12 protein-coding genes are annotated in these 18944 nt (G+C 64.4%); 5 read left to right on the top strand and 7 right to left on the bottom strand.

The genetic code is table 11. The annotated features are described in order from the left end of the window. Positions 1-1671: a gamma-glutamyltransferase gene (locus Q0071_RS04260; protein ID WP_298165671.1), complete on the top strand. Its 1671-nt coding sequence runs from the start codon at positions 1-3 to the stop codon at positions 1669-1671. Next, on the top strand, positions 1664-3373 hold the full coding sequence (locus tag Q0071_RS04255; RefSeq protein WP_298165669.1) for a DUF885 family protein: 1710 nt from the start codon (positions 1664-1666) through the stop codon (positions 3371-3373). The genes Q0071_RS04260 and Q0071_RS04255 overlap by 8 nt, the downstream gene beginning before the upstream one ends. 10 nt (positions 3374-3383) lie before the next feature. Here the strand turns inward: Q0071_RS04255 and Q0071_RS04250 are convergent, their stop codons facing one another. From Q0071_RS04250 to Q0071_RS04240, 3 genes are all read right to left on the bottom strand, one after another. Continuing rightward, positions 3384-5102: an FAD-dependent oxidoreductase gene (locus Q0071_RS04250; RefSeq protein ID WP_298165667.1), complete on the bottom strand. Its 1719-nt coding sequence runs from the start codon at positions 5100-5102 to the stop codon at positions 3384-3386. A 178-nt stretch (positions 5103-5280) separates the two neighbouring features. Next, on the bottom strand, positions 5281-6039 hold the full coding sequence (locus tag Q0071_RS04245) for a GntR family transcriptional regulator (protein ID WP_298165665.1): 759 nt from the start codon (positions 6037-6039) through the stop codon (positions 5281-5283). A gap of 126 nt (positions 6040-6165) precedes the next feature. Next, positions 6166-6942, bottom strand: coding sequence for an SDR family NAD(P)-dependent oxidoreductase (locus Q0071_RS04240; protein ID WP_298165663.1), 777 nt, complete (start codon positions 6940-6942; stop codon positions 6166-6168). Between the two features lie 1195 nt (positions 6943-8137). Between Q0071_RS04240 and Q0071_RS04235 the strand changes: the two genes are divergently transcribed. Next, the gene (locus Q0071_RS04235) at positions 8138-8443 is read left to right on the top strand and encodes a hypothetical protein (protein WP_298165661.1); all 306 of its coding nucleotides are present in this window, start codon (positions 8138-8140) and stop codon (positions 8441-8443) included. A 220-nt stretch (positions 8444-8663) separates the two neighbouring features. Here Q0071_RS04235 and Q0071_RS04230 read toward each other — a convergent pair whose 3' ends face one another. Further along, positions 8664-11045, bottom strand: a complete 2382-nt coding sequence (locus Q0071_RS04230) for a TonB-dependent receptor (protein ID WP_298165660.1) — start codon at positions 11043-11045, stop codon at positions 8664-8666. Positions 11046-11257: 212 nt separating this feature from the next. Here Q0071_RS04230 and Q0071_RS04225 point away from each other — a divergent pair, with 212 nt between their 5' ends. Then, entirely contained in the window at positions 11258-12481 is a 1224-nt protein-coding gene (locus Q0071_RS04225) for a BtaA family protein (protein WP_298165658.1), read from the top strand. Continuing rightward, positions 12478-13191, top strand: a complete 714-nt coding sequence (locus tag Q0071_RS04220) for a class I SAM-dependent methyltransferase (protein WP_298165656.1) — start codon at positions 12478-12480, stop codon at positions 13189-13191. Before Q0071_RS04225 ends, Q0071_RS04220 begins: the two co-directional genes overlap by 4 nt. A gap of 433 nt (positions 13192-13624) precedes the next feature. On the opposite strand, the gene Q0071_RS04215 is transcribed toward Q0071_RS04220, so the two are convergent. The 3 genes from Q0071_RS04215 to Q0071_RS04205 form a co-directional block, all read right to left on the bottom strand. Further along, entirely contained in the window at positions 13625-14986 is a 1362-nt protein-coding gene (locus Q0071_RS04215) for an efflux transporter outer membrane subunit (protein ID WP_298165653.1), read from the bottom strand. Then, entirely contained in the window at positions 14983-18051 is a 3069-nt protein-coding gene (locus Q0071_RS04210; RefSeq protein ID WP_298165651.1) for an efflux RND transporter permease subunit, read from the bottom strand. The genes Q0071_RS04215 and Q0071_RS04210 overlap by 4 nt, the downstream gene beginning before the upstream one ends. Beyond that, positions 18051-18944, bottom strand: an 894-nt coding sequence (locus Q0071_RS04205; protein ID WP_298165649.1) for an efflux RND transporter periplasmic adaptor subunit, incomplete at its 5' end; no start/stop codon positions are given. The genes Q0071_RS04210 and Q0071_RS04205, both read right to left, overlap by 1 nt.

Here is an 18944-nt window from a genome sequence, read left to right as displayed (position 1 = left end):
ATGGTGCCGGGTGCGGAACAGATCATCAATCCCGGCCCGCGCCGGCCGGTCACCGGGCTGACAGCCGCGTGGAGCGTCGACCATAGCGCGGTCGGCGCTACAGTCCGGCGCATACTGGACATGGGCGGCAATGCATTTGATGCTGGCGTCGCCGGCGCGCTGACCGAATGCGCGGTGAGCCCGCACCTGACCTGTCTTGCCGGTGCGCTGACCGGGCTGCTCTACGTTGCCCGCACCGGTGAATACCACCAGCTGGAATCGACCGGCACCATGCCGGAAGGGTTGCCCGCGTTCAGCCCCTTGCCGTCGCAAGGGGCGCGCTCGGTCGCCTCGATTCCGGGTTCGATTGCCGGTCTGCAAGCGCTGCACGAGCGGTTCGGCACGCTGCCTTGGGCGGAACTGTGCGCCGATGCGATTGCCTGGAGCGAGGAGGGGCATCTCGTCTCCAGCTTCGAATATGGCGTCCTGGTCGAATATCAGAGCGTCATTACCGCATCGCCTGCGGGGCGCGCGCTGTTCCGTCCGGGTGGGCTGCCGGTCAATGTTGGCGAGCGGCTGCGCAATCCCGCCTTCGCTCAGACACTGTGCCAACTCGCCGAGATCGGCCCCGAGCACATGATCAGCGGCGATTGGGCGCGCGCATTTGTGGAGCAGGCCAACCGCATCGGCTGGCGCATCACGCTTGCCGATATGGCGGTGCCCGCGCGCTGGCTGCAACCGCTGCGTTTCAACCATCGCGGCCACGAGATCGTCGCGCCTGCGCCGCCGCAGATGAGCGGGGTCATGTCGGCTCTGGCGCTGGGGATCATGCGGCACCAGCAGGTCGAATCGGGCGGCTACCTCACCGCCGACCATCTCTTTCACCTGTCGCACGCTTTGCGGCATGCCTTTCAGCAATGCGTTTACATCGGCGATCCCGATGTGTGCGGCTACGATTGGGCGCCCCTTCTGGATGACGCGATGCAGGCCCAGTTCGCGCGCCTGCTGAACGGGCTGCGGCCAAAGATCGACCTCACCCGCCATACCGCGCTGCGCGGACCTGTCGGCGATCTGCCGCTGGGTTTCACCAACGCAATCGGTGAACCGACGCCCCATGATGCGGCGGCCTTCGGCCCCCGTTCCGGCAGCTGCGAGCTCTCGATCGTGGATGCGCAAGGTAACTGGCTTCAACTGATGACCACTTGCGCGGCGGGCGGCATTCCCGGGCAGGTTATCGGCGGCGTACCGATGCATGGCTCGGCTTATGGCTTCAGCGCGCTGCAGCCCGTTTTCCATGCCAAGTTCGTGAGCGGGGTGCGGGCGCGCGGGGTTGTCGGTCACACCTTCATCCTGGAGGATGGCAAACCCCGCATGGGACTCGGCACGCCGGGTGCGCCTTGCCTGGTGGTGCCGCAGATCCTCTCCAACATGCTCGATTTCGGGCTCGATCCGCAGGCCGCGATCGATGCTCCGCGCTGTTCGATGATGGACGATCAGGAGAGCTTCGTGGCCGAAGACCGGATCAGTAGCGATGCGGTTTCGGGGCTGGCAGCGATGGGCGTGCGGATGCGCGCCATGGCGGGGCTCGAATGGCACACCGGGTCGATTCAAGCCTGCTGGCGCGAAGGCGACAGGCTGGCCGCGACAACCGACCCGCGCCGGACCGGGGTCGCCGGAGGACATCTTGCCTGATTCCCAGCAAACCGACGCCGCGCAGGCGCTCGACAGCCTCTGCGCGCGCTACTGGGATTTCCAGTGCGAGGAACGCCCGCTCGCCGCTGTGATGGGCGGCGCGACGGTCGAAAGCGACATCGTCTTCCGCGAGGCTCCTGCCGATCATGTGCGCCGCGCCGCTACGGCGCGAGGGATGCTAGCCGAACTGGCCGCCATTCCGCAGGACGAGCTCGATCCGACCCAACTGGCCACGCGCGACATGCTGGCCCGCGATCTCAAAGCGCTGGACGATGCGCTCGCCGTTCATGCCGATCTCAGGCCCTCGCTCTATCCTCTCGGCATCGAATTTACGCTGGGGTCTGCGCTGGGCGCCACCTCGCTTTCGGACAGTGACAGCGCCGAGCGGTACGCGGACCGCCTGCTGGGCGTGGAAGCGGCGCTGGAGGGGATCAAGGAGTCGCTCCGGGCGGGACGGGACCTCGGCATTCGCTGGCCGCGCATCGTGATCGACCGGGCCATGGCCCAGATTGCGGGCACCATTTCCGCCGCGCCGGGTGACAGTAGCTACATGGCCCCGTTTCGCCGGATTGAACGCCGGCCAGACCCCTGCACGTCGCAAGCAGCGCAGGCGCTCGCGGCGGTTGAGGATGGCGTTCACCCGGCGCTGGCCAACCTCGCGCGGTTCATGGCGGACGAGCTTGGCGGCGATTCCGCGCGCGAGACGATCGCCTGCACCGACGCGCCTGCGGGTGAAGGCTGGTATCGCTATCTGATCGAGCATTTCGCTTCGACCGATGCCGAACCTGACGCGATCCATGCGATGGGGCTGGAGGAAGTCGCCCGCCTGACCGCACTTTGCACTGAGGCCGCCAGCGATGCAGGGTTTGCGGATGACCTCGCCGGGTTTCGACAGGCGCTTTCGGCAGACCCGGCCCAGATCGCGCCGAGCGCCGACGCGCTGAGGGAGCGGATCGAATGCCTCTCGAAGCAGATCGACGGCCGAATTCCGGACTTGTTCGGGCGAGTGCCCCGCTCCACTTACGGTGTGAAGAGCATTCCCGAGGCGCTCTCGGTGCGCCTCCCGCCTGCTTATGCGCAGCCCGCGCCCGCGGACCGGTCCGCACCGGGTATCCATTGGGTGACCTCGCTGCCGGAGCGCCTGCCGGCCTATATGCACATTCCGCTGGCGCTGCATGAGGCGTGGCCCGGCCATCTCATGCACGTGGCGCTGGCGCAGGAAATTCCGGGACTGCCCGCGTTCCGCCGCCACGGCGCATACCGCAATATGGCCTCGGTCGAGGGCTGGGCGGTCTATAGTGAGAGCCTTGGCCACGATATCGATCTCTATGACACACCCGCGCGGCGCTACGGCGTCTACGAGTCAGAGCTGTGGCGCGCCGTGCGGCTGGTCGTGGATACGGGCATTCATTGGAAAGGCTGGAGCCGCGAGGTGGCGGTCGCCTACATGATGGGTCATCTGAACTTGCCGGAGGAAACGCTCGCCACAGAAGTGGATCGCTATATCGGCTATCCGGGGCAGGCGCTGTCGTACCAGATCGGCAATATGTCGATCCGCCAGATGCGCGATGATGCCGCGCGGCGGCTGGGATCGCGGTTTCGCCTGCGTGATTTCCATGATTGCCTCATGGCAGTCGGGCCCGCCCCGCTTGCAGTCCTCGCCGCCAGTGTTGATCGCTGGGTTGCCGGTCAGACCGCCTGAAGGGCCCCGATCAGCCCCAATCGTCGTTCGCCGGCCAACCGGCCCCGAGCGCATGGCGTGCGGCGACATAGCCGAATGTCAGGGCTGGCCCCAGCGTGATCCCGGCGGCGGGATAATCACCGCCGAACAGCGTCGCCGCATCGTTGCCGACTGCGTAAAGGCCATCGACCGGTGCGCCCGAAGTGCCCAGAACGCGGGCATGTTCGTCGGTCGGCAAGCCCGCAAAGGTTCCGATATCGGCAGGCAAGACCCGCAGCGCGTAGAAGGGTGCCTTGTCCAGGGGGGCGAGGGACGGGTTCGGGGTCCACGCAGGATCACCGCTGCGACGATTGAACAGGCTTTCTCCGCGCCCGAACTGCGGATCGCGACCATCGGCGGCATGGCGATTGAAATCGGCAATCGTTCTCCCGAGCGCGGCGGCATCGATACCGATCCGCGACGCGAGCTCCGCGATCGTTCCGCCCTGCTGCAGATAGCCGGACCGGAGGTGAGGCTGAAGGCGCCAGGGGTAGGGCCTGACCGCGCCAAGCCCATAGGCGCGCAAGGCCCGGTGATCGGCGATCAGCCACGCGGCGGGGGCGTATGATGCGTTACTTGCAGCGAGCATGGCGGCGACAAAGGCGTGGTAGGAATCCGCTTCGTTGACGAAGCGCCGACCTTGCCAGTCTACCGCGATCACACCGGGTTTGCCCTTGTCGCCGAAGTGCGGCCATGGCGCGGTGCGGCCTTCGGCAGTGGGAACGCGGGAAACGGGGGCCCACGCCGCCGGTTGCTTCATGCTGGCAGGATCGCCCGCTCCGACACGCTTTGCGATCCTGATGGAATCGCCGGTGTTGGTCGCGGGGGGGAGGGACTCATGGTCCTGCCCCCGCGCAACATGGAGAAAGAGCTGCGTTTTCAGCACGTCGCTATGGGAAAAGCCACCGGCAGCGAGGATCACACCCCGCTTGGCGCGCAGCCTTGCCATGCGCCCGCCTGCGCTGACGTCCACGCCATCCACGCGGCCGTCCACCATGTGCAAGCCTGTCACTTCATGGCCGAGCCGGATTTCGACGCCGGTTTCCAGCAAGCTCAGCAGCAATCGGCCTACCAGCGCATTGCCATTGGTCATCCGGGTGCCGCGACTGTAGCCCGCCAATCGATCACGCCAGCTGCGTGCGACAAGCCCCGCCGCATAGACCGCATCGCGTGGCCGTTTGCCGGCCATGAGCAGGCGCGGAACATCGAGCCGCGTGCAGACGGATGTTCCGCCAGCGATCAAGGCGTTCTCGAGCGGCCTGCGTACCAGTTCGAACGATGCGCCCAGCCGCCGCCCATCGAACGGCTCCGCCGCGAGCGAGCGCCCGCCAGGACATGCGCCAGGGCGTTCGGAATGATAGTCGGGCGAGCCGGGCATCAGGGCATAGCGGAGATCGGCATGGCGCTCGAAGAAGGCCAAGGCATCGGGCGCGGCGTCGATGAAGCGGCGCGCGCGCGCGACATTGAAGTCGTCTCCCGCTACCGACCGGATATAGGTCTCCACGGCGTCCGCGCCGTCCGCGATGCCGGCTGCGATGGCCTGTCGGCTGCGGGGTATCCAGATTTCCCCACCGGATGTCGCTGATGTTCCCCCGATCCGGTCTCCCTTTTCGAGCACAAGCACGCGCGCACCCATCAGCGCGGCGGTGGCAGCGGCCGCCAGCCCGCCAGCGCCCGATCCCACCACAAGGACGTCGAACGCCTCATCCATGGCAGTTCACCCGGCCCCGGAGCGAGCGATCCGACGTGGCAGATTCACTGGTCTCTGAGCATTTGTCGACAACTTGCATCCAACATAAATACAATTCTGGATGCGTTATGGATAGGGCCAATTCGCAAAAAATTGCGACGCGGCCGCAGTCGGCCAAGCGGTTCCTTTGGAGGTGCGGCTAGCGCTTGCCGACGTCGAGTTCGGCCAATTGCTGGCGGAACATATGCGCCTTCAGCTGGCTTGAAAGGACGGCCGCATCCTGGCGCGCGGCGCCTTCCGCGCCATCGGCATCGCCGGCCGCGATTGCCGCAACGATAGCTCTGTGATCGTCCAGCAGGGCATCCGGGCGCTCAGGCCCGACATCGGTCGCGTACATTCCCATCAGGCGCTGCCCCTGGTCCAGCAGCGTTGCGATCCAGGTGACGAAGATGGAATTGCCGCCGGCTTCCGCGATTGCGACATGAAACTCCCGATTGTTTTGAACAAGCTGCAGGCCATCGGAGCTGCCAAAGCCGGTTGCATGCCGCTTGATCATCGCCTGCAAGGCTTCGAGTTGAGCCTGCGTGCGATTGAGTGCTGCAAGCCGCGCCGTAGCGCGATAGAGCAGGTCGATGGCGGTCAGGTGATGCTGCACGGTGGTGATATCGAACGGTGCCACAATCGAACTGCGATTGCGCAGGACCTTGACCAGACCTTCGGCCGAAAGCCGCACCAGCGCCTCGCGCACCGGTGAGCGCGACAAGCCGAAACGTTCCGCAAGCTCGGTCTCGTCAAGCAGGGTGCCTGGCTGGATGTTCAGCTCAAGGATATCCTTGCGCAAAGCCTCGTAGACCTTGACCGAACTAAAGCCGCGTGAAGGCCCGTCGCCAGGCGTCGTTGCGGATCGCGGGGCGGAGCGGGGCTTCGATCCTTTCGGTTCCCGCGTTACGTTGGCCAAGGCTGCTTCCCTTTCTTCATGGACGAATCCGCTCGCAACGGACTGTTACGCAGGATAACCACACCGGACTGTTTTCGGATAGGTCTGCCAATCATTGGCGGTCAGGGCATTGGCGGCATCATGCCCTCAATTTGCCAGCAACCCGCCGTCCACAGCGAGCACTGTGCCGGTCATGTAGCTGGATAGAGCGGAGGCCAAAAACAGCACCGGGCCTGCCAGCTCAGCCGGATCAGCAAACCGCTGCATGGGTATCCGCGCCAGAAATTTCGACATCGCTTCCGGATTTGACCGGGCGCCCGCGGTCATCCGGGTCTCAAAAAAGCCAGGCGCAATCGCATTGACCCGAATGCCTGATGGCGCGAGCTCGATCGCAAGTGATCGGGTATATTGCGCAATCGCACCCTTCGATACGGCATAGGCCGACGCATGCGCCTGCAAGGCCACAAACGCCTGCACTGAAACGATATTGATGATGCTCCCCCGCCGCTCGGCGAGCTGATCGCCAAGCGCCTCGGTTACCCGCATCGTGCCATTGAGGTTGACATCCAGCACCTTGGCCCAGACTTCCTGATAATCGCCTTCGCCCGAACTTCCGCGCGCTTCGATCCCGGCATTGTTCACCAGAATGGACACTGGCGATCCAGCCGCTCGGATTGACTTTGCCGCCTTGATTGATTGGTCAGGATCGCTGATGTCCCATGCAAGCGCGGCGCCATGTTGTCCGTCTTGCTGGATCAACGCTACCGTCTCCTGCGCCATCGCCAGATCAATATCCCCGACCCACACGAACGCACCGGATTTTGCGAGTCCCCTCGCAATTGCCCTTCCATTTCCTTGGCCCCCACCCGTTACAACGGCCACTTCTCCGCTGAGGAGACCGGGTACATTATCCGTCAGCGCCATCATACCTCTCCACCGAGCAAACGCATGGTCGGTAGAAGATTGTCGATTACAAGTATACGGGATTGCGCAAGAGGCTGGGGGTGTCGATCAGGTGCGCCCAGACAATCGACGAGAAGAGCCTAGGCTTGAGGTGCCGATTCCTGCGGACACGGCGATCCCACAGGAATGAAGGGACCGGACGCCGATTTTTCGGACACGATTGTTGAGCGAGATCAAGCGCTCTCGCGCGAACTCCCCTGGCTCTTCAGCCGCTTAAGGGGGTAGTGGTGCCAGAAGAGGACTCAATTTATTGATCTAAATATCTGATAATAATAGTAAAAATTCTTCAATAATTGCTTTGTGCCCCCATTTATGCCCCCAAAACATTTTTCTATGTTCCGTGCGGTCGGGAAGAAGTCCCCCTACTGCCGTCTTGCCCTGCACGAATCGCGCTGGTTGAATCTTGCGACACGCTCGTGTGCCGACGGCGCAATAGGAATGGCAAAGATTGGGACAATGCGGTCATTTCCTTGCCAGTCTGCCAATGACGGGTATCGGATAAACCGGTCGTCCGCGAGGCGGAAGATAGTAACCTAGGATCGGCGAGCGTGAGCCGATAGCGGACTTGCGGCTTGCGGGGAGTGAGGATACGACAACGGCGCTTTTCACAAGCGTAGCTCATTTCAGCAGTACCCTCACAATTAAGGGTCGATCAGACTGTGTAGCGCGCGCTCTAAATTTTAGTAACTTTACTAATACAATGACGAACGTTTTAAAGCCGCTGGAAAAATATTGAAAATACTTTTTACAAGAAATGCAATATATAATATTTAAATTTACTAAAGTATGCGGGCGATAGTAGCAGTTTTAGATTTTATCTGTCTATTTACGCTGCCTTAGAGACCCCATCGATGCTCTTCGCCGGGCAAGGCATACTCGTGAACCATGGGCTGAACTGCTGGGGACCTGCCGCAATTCTCTGTCCGGTTGAAGTGGACGGAATGCGCCCCGACCGCCAAGGTAGCCTGACGCGCTTCCGCCCCACGCCGCGTGCACTCAGTAGTAGGTCAGGCCGTTAAGCGAATAGATCTGTCGGTTATAGTCGTGATCGTATTCGGGCGTCGCGGATGCGCCGAAATGCGGCGCACTACCCAGCTGATCTCACGTTCCTCGCTCGGCTGGCGGCGCACCGCTACAATCCCGCTCGCCGGAAAACGTGCCGCAACTCGGATTGGCAGGCCGTGGCTGCGGCCGCGGCAAGGCGTTCGATGCGTTCGGCGCAGTCGAGGTAGCCCGCTGGTGCACTGCCGAAACAGAGCGTGCTGCCCCGGCGAAGGCGGACCAGGACCGGCTCAATGCCACGCTCTGCCTGCTTGTCGCCCTGCATTGGTGCCGGGCGCCGCGAGAGGCCTCGATGATGACCGGCTGTCTGGAGGATTGCTACATGATATTTCCGGCGTGCGTCGCTGTCCGCGCGAAAATTGCGGCTATTGCAGCCGACAGCGGCGCCCTGGCGCGCTGATGAGGTTGCGTCCGGAACGCGGCTAGGCAACAGGCGCAGGAGGCAATCGCCGAGCCAGCAGGCCGCTTCAAAACCGGCGCAACGATCGGACAATGATGGGCTGGCGGAGAGTGACCGCCGGTGGACGAACTCGCTCGCACCAGCGCACCCGTACGGCATGGCTACGGATCGGGCTGCGCCGTAGCCATGCCGCTCTGGGCCTTATCGGTCCGCCTTTCAGTCAGCGGAACGAGCCGGTCAGCATCACGCCGATGATGCGCGGATCGTTGTAGATGCCCGCCCGGTAGTTCGAGGTATCGATCACGCCGATCAGGTTCTTCCGGTTGGTGAGGTTGCGGGCAAAAGCGGCGATCTCGTAACGCCCAAACGCGTAGCCGACCTTGCCGCCCAGTTCATAGTTGCCGTCCGCCCGGTATTCCACCGTACGGTAAAGCACAAAGTTCGTCGGTCCCTGCAGATTGAAGTCGCTCGCGACAAACAGCTTGCTCCGGCCCCCGAGCGGGAAGTCGTACCGCGCGCTCAGGTTGACGTTGTAGGCAGGCGCGTTGGGGAACGGATTGCCGTCGATCAGCGCATAGAAGTTGTTCCCCACGCGGACGGTCGGATTAAGCACGGTCTGCGAGAGCACACCGCGCGCCGCGCCGACCTGCGCGTAGATGTTCGGCGCCTCGATTTCGGTGTGAAGGATGGAGAGCCCGGCATTGAGCTGCAGATTGGGTACGGGGCGCGCCGAGAACTCGGTCTCGATGCCGTAACCCTTCCCCTTGTCGCCGTTGAAGAGCACGCCGTTGCCGTTGCTGTCGTTGCCGTTCAGCTGGATGTCATCGACCGTGTAGTAAAACCCGGCGACGCTGAAGCTGAACCGGTCACCCAGCGGCGCGGCCTTGAAGCCGATTTCGTAGCTGGTGTTCCTTTCCGAATTGGCCGTCGAATAGGCCGAGGCAAACACCGCCGATCGACCCTGGATCGTCGGCCCGCGGAAACCCCTCGCATAGCGCGCGAAGACGCTGGCATCGGGCGAGATGCGGTAGAGCAGGCTGGCGTCCCAGCTCGGCTGCGTGTCGGAGAGGCGGCAGTCGGTCGCGGCGCCACAGGCATAGGATGAGGTCGGCGCGGTCGCCGGCACCGCCAGGCGCGTGAAGTTGGGGTTTTGCAGCAGCCGGGTGTTGCGGATATCGTTGGTGACCCGCACGCCGCCGGTCACGATCAGTTTGTCGGTCAGGTCATAGCTGGCCTGCCCGAACACCGCCCAGCTGGTGTTCGCATTGCGCAAGACCACGAAGTTATTGGGGTTCGGCGCGGTCCCCAGCACATTGCTTGTGAGGAAGAACGAGCGCTGCGCAAACTCCGTACGGTCGCGCGAATCGAAGTAGATCCCGCCAATCTGCCATTTGAATGGCCCTTCATTCGGGCTGGCGAGGCGCACTTCCTCGCTCCATTGGTCGAGCCCGCGCAGGCGGCCCTGCGACTGGCCGCACCCGGCCGCGCATATGTTGGGCGGTGTGCCGCCGAAATCCGCGGCCGCGCCGCCGTCGGTATCGCCGCGGCTATATCCGGACGCCTGCTCCCATGCCGTGATCGAGGTCAGCGTCGCAAATCCGAGATCAATGTCTGCCTTCAGGGATATGCCGTGCGTCTTGTAGGCCTGCGGGTTGTTGTTGGCTTCGTCGTAGGAGACGATCCGGCGGCTGAACGAGGCAGGAACGGCGCTTGTGCCCTGCTGGATCGAGCCACGGTAGAAGATTGAGGCGGTACCGTCGTAGTCGCGCACGTGCCCGGAAAGGCGAAGCGTGACCGTATCGCTCGGCTTGGCGAGGATCTGCAGCCGCGCATCGCGCTCGGTGAAGCCGCCCATCACGTTGCGCCCCGGCTTCGTGCCGTCGTCCGAAGGGCCGGTGTAGACATTGCTGATCCAGTCATCGCGGTGCTGGTAAAGCCCGGAGAGGCGGAAGCTGAGGCTGCCGCTGCTGTTGAGGGGACCACCGACCCCGGCATCTGCGTTGATGCTGTTGTACGTACCCCAGCTGAACGAACCCTGCCCGCGCCAGCTCTGGCTCGGCTGCTCTGTGTCGAACTTGACGATGCCGGCGGTCGTGTTGCGGCCGAACAGCGAGCCTTGCGGCCCTTTCAGGACCTCTACCTGCGCAATATCGTATGCCGGGTTGGATTTGAGCACAACGTGCTCACCGATCACATCATCCTGAATGATCGAAACAGGCTGCGATGCACCGAGGTAAAAATCGATGTTTCCCAGCCCGCGAATGTAAAAGCGCGGAAAGATGCGGCCGGTGGTCGATTCGACATAGAGCCCGGGCACGCGGCCAGACAGCGACAGCAATGTATCGGCACCGGCGGCCTGAAAGTCCGACAGCGCGTCCGACCGGAGCACCGACACCGACACCGGCACGGCAAGCGTGTTCTCTGAGCGGCGCTGCGCCGTCACAACGATCGGCCCCGACTGATCAATACCTGCTTCAGCCCCAGCTTCGACCGGAGCCGCTGCGTTAATGGCCGGAGTCCCGGCCTGCGCATTGGCGATAGGCGTCATTGCGATCGTCGCTGCGCCGGCCAGAAGCAGGGCAAGCATGTGATTGTACTTCATGGGCTTTATCGTTCCTCATGTCCACACGGCGAGCGATCCCTTTCGCTCGGCGGGCTTAGTGGCAGCCGATTAAGTCAGAGCGGCGACGGTAGAGCGGGCAAATGGCATCGCTGATAGTTAACGCAGTTCCGGTCCGGCTTGGGCCATGCGGCTGTCATGTCCCGGTCATCGATAGTTCATATCGAAAAAGCATGCTTCCAGAAGGAAATGTCATGCATTCACCAAAACGGCGCGCACATCCGCTTACCCGCTCTGTTGTGCGCAAGGGCGCAGGGGTGGCTAACAAGCTGCTCGATCATGCGTTTGCCGCAGCCTTTCGCGGCCTCGTCTATGCCCAGATCTGGGAGGATCCCGACGTCGACATGGAAGCGCTGCAGATCCGGCCGGACAGCCGCATGGTCGCGATCGCGAGCGGCGGCTGCAATGTCCTGTCCTATCTAGTCGCCGATCCTGCCGCGATCACCGCGGTCGATCTCAACACGGCGCATGTCGCACTGGGCAAGCTCAAGATCGCCTCGGCGCAGCACTTGCCCGGCTACGAAGCATTCCGGCGTTTCTTTGCCGATGCTGACGAGGCTTCCAACATCACGGCCTATCGCGACCATGTCGCGCCGCATCTCGATGAAACGACCCGGCGCTATTGGGAAGGCCGCGATCTCATGTTCCGGCGCCGGATCGGGGGCTTCCGCAAGGGGATCTACAAGCGCGGTCTGCTGGGCGGGTTCATCGGCATCGCGCATCTCATGGCCAAGATCTACCGAATCGACCTCAAGGCGATCCTCGCTGCCGAAGCGCTTGAAGAGCAACGGCAGATATTCGAGCGCGAGCTTGCGCCCGTGTTCGACAAGAAGTTCGTGCGCTGGCTGACGAACCAGCCTGCATCGCTGTTCGGGCTCGGCATTCCGCCTGCGCAGTTCGAGGCTCTGGCGGGAGACCAGCGCATGGCCGAAGTGCTGCGCCGTCGGCTGGAAAAGCTCGCCTGCGATTTCTCGGTCGACGACAACTATTTCGCCTGGCAGGCTTTCTCGCGCGGCTATGGCAAATCGGCTGCGAGCGCCTTGCCGCCCTACCTGCAGGAAGCCAACTGGGACGCTGTGCGAAGCCGCGCAGGCCGGATCGACGTGCGCCACGCCAATCTTACCGAACATCTGCGCACCCTGCCCGCGGCGTCGCTCGATCGCTACGCTCTGCTCGATGCGCAGGATTGGATGACCGATGCGCAGCTCGATGACTTGTGGCGCGAGATCGTCCGCACCGCGCGCCCGGGCTCGCGCGTATTGTTCCGCACTGCTGCCGAGCCGAGCCTGCTGCCGGGCCGCCTCGACGACGCGCTGCTCGCGCGGTGGACTTACCATGCGGAGCCCAGCCTCGATTTCACCCGGCGGGACCGCTCCGCGATCTATGGCGGCGTGCATCTCTACGAGCTGAAGGGATGACTGCGTCGCCCGCTACCGATCCGGCCCACGGCAAGCTGATGGACGGTGTCTATCGCCGCCAGAAGCATATCTACGATGCGACCCGGAAGTTCTTCCTGTTCGGGCGCGATACCATGATCGCGGGTCTGGGCTGCTCCGCTGGCATGAGCGTGCTTGAGATCGGCTGCGGAACCGGACGGAACCTCGACCTAATCGGGCGCCACTGGCCGGGCACGCAGCTTTACGGGATCGATATCTCGCGCGAAATGCTTGATCAGGCACGGCGGCGGCTGGGTTCGAATGCGCGGCTTGCGCGCGGCGATGCGGGTGGGTTCGATGCACAGGCGCTGCTTGGCCGCGGCACCTTCGACCGGGTGACGATTTCCTACGCCCTGTCGATGATCCCCTGCTGGGAAGCGGCGCTGGCCCATGCCGCTGGCCTGCTAGCCGAGGGCGGATCGCTACATATCGTTGATTTCGGTGATCTGGATGGCATGGCGCGCCCGCTGCGCAGGGCCTTGCAGGCCTGGCTCGGCGCCTTTCATGTGTCGGTTCGGGGGCAACTTCTTGATGTAGCGGCGCATGTCGCGGACGCGGGAGGTCTCAGTCTCTCGCTCGGTCGCGGACCGCTCGGTTACTACAGCATTGCCGTCCTGCGAAAACCTGGTGACCTCCCCCAAGATCGTCGCTCGGGAATGACGCCGAGTTTACGGGCTCACAAAAGGCATTAAGGCAGGAAGCGTCCCGGAGGAGGGATCTGGAAATTCACCTCAAATATCTGATATTATTTCTTATTTTTCGATCCAAACTCCGGATGCCTCCATCAATACCCCCGGCACTCTCGATGATACGACCACATGTTTCGGCGATAAGATGAGCTAAGTTTGCTCAGCTCAAATGACGTGCTGCCATGATTGGATCCCGCCAAAGGTGGAGAGCGGTCTGTGTCCACACCGAACAACACAATTCTGAGCGTTGGTTTCCTTTCGGCGGCGGCAGGCTGACTTTGGGACGAAGCCGCCCTTCCGTACCGCCATTTCGAATGTCTCCATTTGCCAAAAGCCAAAAGCCATCTTGCTTTCGACCGGCATGGATTCCCCGCAGCAGCCGGTCTCCACATGCCTTGTAGCTATTCCGCAGTCTCAAGCCTTCAAGGTCGCCCGCTCAACGAGGGGCTGCTGCGTCCTCCCAACCACCGCCGAGACTGCGAAACAGGAAGACTTGGCGTTGGGCAAGGCGGCGGCCCGCGAGTGTGCCGAGGAGTTCGGTCTCGTAAGCCGTGCGGCGGGCGTCAAGAGCAACAAGCGGATTTGCATCGCCGAGGCGGTCGCGCGCTTCGGCTCGGCGCGCGGCGGTCTGTGCGTCCACCAAGGCGGCCGCAAACGACTGGTTGGCGCGACGTTCGGCATCCGTTTCTGCCAGCGCTGTTTCCACTTCGCGCAGGGCCCTGAGCCATGCGGCGTCATATTGGGCGAGCGCGCCTTCCTGATTGGCCTCGGCCAGTGCGATCCGGGCCTTGATGCGGGCAGGATTGATGAACGACCAGCTGATCAGCGGCGTGATGAAAGCGTCCAGCGAGCCGCGGATGAGGCCACCCGATGCACCCAGCGTCACGCGGGGGTACATCTCGGCTTTCGCCACTTTCACCCGCGCGCCAGCGGCCGCGAGCCGTCGCTCTGCCTCGCGGATATCAGGGCGGCGGGCGAGCAGGCCTGCGCCATCGCCGACGGGCAAAACGGCCTCCAGTGAAGGGGGGTGCTCACACTGGAACTTTTCAGCTTCGGCAGGCGGCAGGCCCTCCAGATTGGCGAGGAGATAGCGGGCGCGCTGCGCGTCAGCCTCGAAGGTGGGCAGGCCAGCCTCCAGCCTGCCCAGCAGTTGGCGGGCCTGCGCCAGTTCGAGCGGGGACACTTCACCCACCTTCACCTGACGCGACACGGTCTCCGCCAGCGCGCGCTGCGTTGCAATCTGGCGCTTCGCCACACGGGTGAGTTCGCCAGCCCAGCAGAGATCGAGCCATGCCCCTACCACATCGGCAGCTACCGCCAGACGCACACCGTCGCGAGCTGCCGCTGCCGCCTCGGCATCGGCACTGGCGGCTGACGATTGATTGCGGAGGCGGCCGAAAAGATCGGCCTCCCAGACTGCTTCCGCGCCGAGTTCGTAGCTCGATTTGGGTACGCCGGTCGTGCTCGGCTGGTTGGCTCCGCGCGTCGTCGGGCTGGCTCCGCTTTCCAGCACCACGTCCGGCGAGCGAGTCGCGCCTGCCAGCCGGGAATTGGCGCGCGCTGCATCGAGGTTCGCGACCGCCAAGCGCACATCGCGGTTGACGGCAAGGGCGCGGGCAACGTGTTCATTCAGCGCAGCATCGCCGTATAGCTGCCACCATTCGCCCGGCAGCGGCGCAGCGTTTGCCGCACCCACAAACGGCGCGGTTGCGGCAGGCGGCGGTGACGGGGCGGCGGGCGGCGGCGATTTCGCCATGCATCCTGCCAGCATCAGCGTCATGACCAGCGCGCGCTTCATGCCTGCAGCCCCTTGCCGAAGCGCAGATAGAGTGCGGGCATCCAGATGAGGTTGAGCACGGTGGAGCTTACCAGCCCGCCCAGGATCACGAGCGCCATGGGGTATTCGATCTCGTGGCCGGGCACGTTGCCGCGCACCACCAGCGGGAGCAGCGCCAGCGCCGCCGTGCCTGCGGTCATCAGGATCGGCACCAGCCGTTCGGCGGCGCCCCGCTGCACCAGCGCAAGGCCGAAGGGCTGATCCTCCTCGCGCTCCAGATGGCGGAAATGGCTAAGCAGCATGATACCGTTGCGCGCAGAGATGCCGAGCACGGTAACGAAGCCGACCAATGCACCCATCGACAGCACCCCGCCTCCCAGCGCCGCCGCCGCGACGCCGCCGACCAGCGCAAACGGCAGGCTCAGCGCGACGAGCGCAACGATGCGCCCCGAACGGAACTCCAGCCAGACGAGGAACAGGATGCCGACAAGACAAACGAGCGAAAGCCAGCTCAGCTGCGCCTTCGATTCCTGCAGCGTCTTCCACTCGCCGAGGAACTGGGGATAGTATCCGGCGGGCATGGTCATGGCTTTCACCTTGCGCTCGACGGCCTGCGCTACGCTGGCGAGATCGGCGCCGTCCTTGATGTTGAGGGTAACATCGATGCGCCGCGAACCTGCCTCGCGCTTGATTTCGCCCGCCGCCGGAGCCACGCCGACGCGGGCCAGATCGCCGAGACGAAGTGCCGATCCCGTCTGGCTGGGAACGACTAGCCGTCGTAGCGCGCCGAGATCGCTGCGCGCCTCCGGCACTGCCCACACCGCAACATCGAAGCTCTTCTGGTCGCGGTAGATTTCGCCGACCCGCGTGCCGCCGATGAGTGTGGCCGCCGTGCGGCGCACATCGCCTGCGGTCACACCGGCCAGCGCCAGAACATCGGGCCTCGGCGCAATCTGGATCTGCGGGATAAGGCTCTGCTGCTCCACTTTCAGATCCTTGACGCCCTCGGTGCCATCGAGTGCGCCGCGCACCTTTTCGGCAAGGCTGCGCAGCTCGGCCAGATCGGGGCCGCAGAGCCGAACCACCACGGTTGCGCCGGCTCCGGTCAGCACCTCCTTGATGCGTTCGCGCAAGTAGGTCAGCACATCGCGCTGCAGGCCGGGATAACCGGCAATGGCAGTCTCGATCCGTTTCACCGCCGCGTCGTGATCGGCCGTTTCATCGAGGCTGATCCACAGTTCGGTGAAATTGGGCCCGTAGACTTCATCGCCCTGTTCGGCGCGGCCAATGTGCGAGCCGAAGTTGCGCACGCCGGGGATCGCGGTGAGTTCTTTCGACGCGCGGATGGTGATCCGGTCCATCGCCTCTAGCGAGGTGCCGGGCTTTTCCACAAAGTGCATGAGGAAATCGGTTTCGCGGAAATCGGGCAGGAACTGCTGGCGCAGCAGGCCCATTCCGCCAACCGAGAGCAAGATGCCACCCGCGACAACGGCGACTGCGATTCCGCTCCGAGGGGCCAACCGTTCTAGCAAGCGGGCATAGCGGGTGCGCAGGCCGATGACCCAGCGCGGTTCTGCTCGTTCCGCCGCGCCCGGTAGCAGCATGAGGCACATCGCCGGGGTGACCGTCAGCGCTACGAGCAGCGAGGCAGCGATGGCCGCAATGTAGGCCATCGCGAGCGGCCGGAAGAAGCTGCCGGACACGCCGCCGAGGAAGAAAACCGGCAGGAAGACCAGCATGACTATGGCGCTGGCGAAGACCACCGCGCTGCGCACTTCCAGGCTGGCGGCCAGCACCACAGCGAACGGCGAGCGCGGCTGTTCTCGCGCTGCTTTGAGCCGGAGCCGCCGCCCGATGTTCTCGACATCGATAATCGCATCATCGACGATCTCGCCCAGCGCGATCACCAGCCCGGCGATCACCATGGTGTTCATGCCGACCCCGAATGCAGTGAGCGCCAGCACGGCCCCCACCAGCGAAAGCGGGATCGCGGTCATGCTGATCAGCGCAGTGCGCCAATTGCGCGTGAACAGGATGAGCACCGCAGCCACCAGCAGAACGCCGATACCCATCGCCTCACCCAAATTGGCCAAAGCGCGTTCGATGAAGGTCGCAGGGCGGAAGATGGTGCCGTCGACGTTCATGCCCTTGAGGCCGGGCCGCAGTTCGGCCAGCGCCTTGTCGATGCCGCGCGTCACTTCCAGCGTGTTGGCGCCGAGCTGCTTCTCCACGATCAGCAGCAGGCCGGGGCGGCCATTGATAATCGCATCGCCGATGGGCTGCGCAAAGCCTTCGGTCACCTTGGCGACATCCCCGATGCGCACGGGCGCACCGCCAACCGTGCGGATGACGGCGCTCGCCAGATCGCTGCCGGTCTTGACGCCGACCACCTGCCGCACAGCCAGCCGCTGGTTGGGGCTATCGACGAAGCCGCCGCCCGCAATCACCACCGCATCGCCAGCCGCGCGCTGCACATCGGCCACGGTCACCCCGGCAGCAGCGAGCCGCACCGGATCGACCAGCACCTGCAACTGCCGGTCCCGCGCGCCCCACATCGCGACATTGGCGACACCGGGCACCGCCATGAGGCGCGGGCGGATCGTCCAGCGCGCCATCTCGGTCATCGTCATCTGGTCGAGCTTGTCGGACCACAGGCCGATCTTCATCGCGCGGCTGGTGGCAGAAAGGGGCGCGAGCATGACCGGTGGGCGCACCGCTGCGGGCAGGCGCGGGATAACCGTTGCCAACCGTTCCTGCACCATCTGGCGCGTGCGGACCGGATCGGCGGTGCGGTCCATCACCAGCACCACCGATGACAGGCCCAGCACCGACTTGGAGCGCAGCGTGGCAAGGCCCGGCACGCCGTTTACCGCCGTCTCGATGGGCACCGTGACCAGCGCCTCCACGTCCTCGGTGGCGAGACCCGGCGCTTCGGTCTGCACCTCAACGATGGGCGGCGCGAACTCGGGGAAGACATCGAACTTGGCGCTCATGGCGGAGCGCAGGCCCAGCACAGTCAGTACCGCCGCAATTGCCAGTACAAGTGCCCGCTGGCGCAGCGACGATCCGATCAGCGCGGCCAGCATCACTTGGTGCCGAACTCGGTGCCGAACAGCTCCGCAGCCCCAGCCGTCACGACCCGAACGCCAGAAGCGAGGCCGCGCGCCAGCATGGCCCGCCCGCCCACGATGCGGGCAACTTCCACCCGCCGCCGCTCATACTGGCGCGGCGCGGTCTCGACATAGACCCATTCGCCGCCGTTGATGTCGATAAGAATCGCAGAGGCGGGCACATCCAGCGCAGCCGCTCCAGAACCAGTCTGCTCGGGCAGATCGACGAGCACCCGTTCGCCCACCCTGAGGTCGGCCCGCATTGCCGGAGCATAGTAGAGATCAACGGTGGCCGCGCCGGGCGTGGCCGTGGCTGGCCCACGCACGGGCCTTGCCATGATGCCGCCAGTGCCGCCCACCGGCCTGACGGAAACGGAGGCCCCGCGATCAAGCCGCCCTAGATCAGCAGCGGGCACTTGCGCGCGCACCCATAGTGCCCCGCCATCGGCCATGGCTGCAACGGCTGGCCCCAGCGCCCGCCTCTGCCCGGCCGCGCCGGCGAGCGCGGCCTTGGCAGCGGCGACCTGCTGGGTCGCCTCATCGCGTGCCCGGATGCTGCCTGCTTCCGCTTCCACAAGGCCGCTGGCGCGCCGCAAATTGGCCTCGGCCAGCTTCAGATCGGCCATCGCGCGCTGCGCATCGGCATCGGCGCGCGCCTGCAATCCCGCCAGCGCTGCCAGATCGGTTCCTGCTGCCACGGGCAGACCACCGCCACGCGGCGCGGCAACGATCTCGCCGGGCACGGTGCGAGAGAGAGTGGCCTGCTGGCCGGTGCCGATGGCCTCAGTCGCCAAACCAAGCCGCTGCACAGCCTCTGCCGTCAGTGTCACGCGCATGAGTTCGGTTTCGTGGCCGATCGCTTCCACTTT

Source organism: Novosphingobium sp., assembly GCF_027486195.1.
In the GTDB taxonomy this organism is placed as follows: Bacteria; Pseudomonadota; Alphaproteobacteria; order Sphingomonadales; family Sphingomonadaceae; genus Novosphingobium.
The sequence above is the reverse complement of the archived record's forward strand: the minus strand, read 5'-3'. Positions and strand labels throughout refer to the sequence as shown.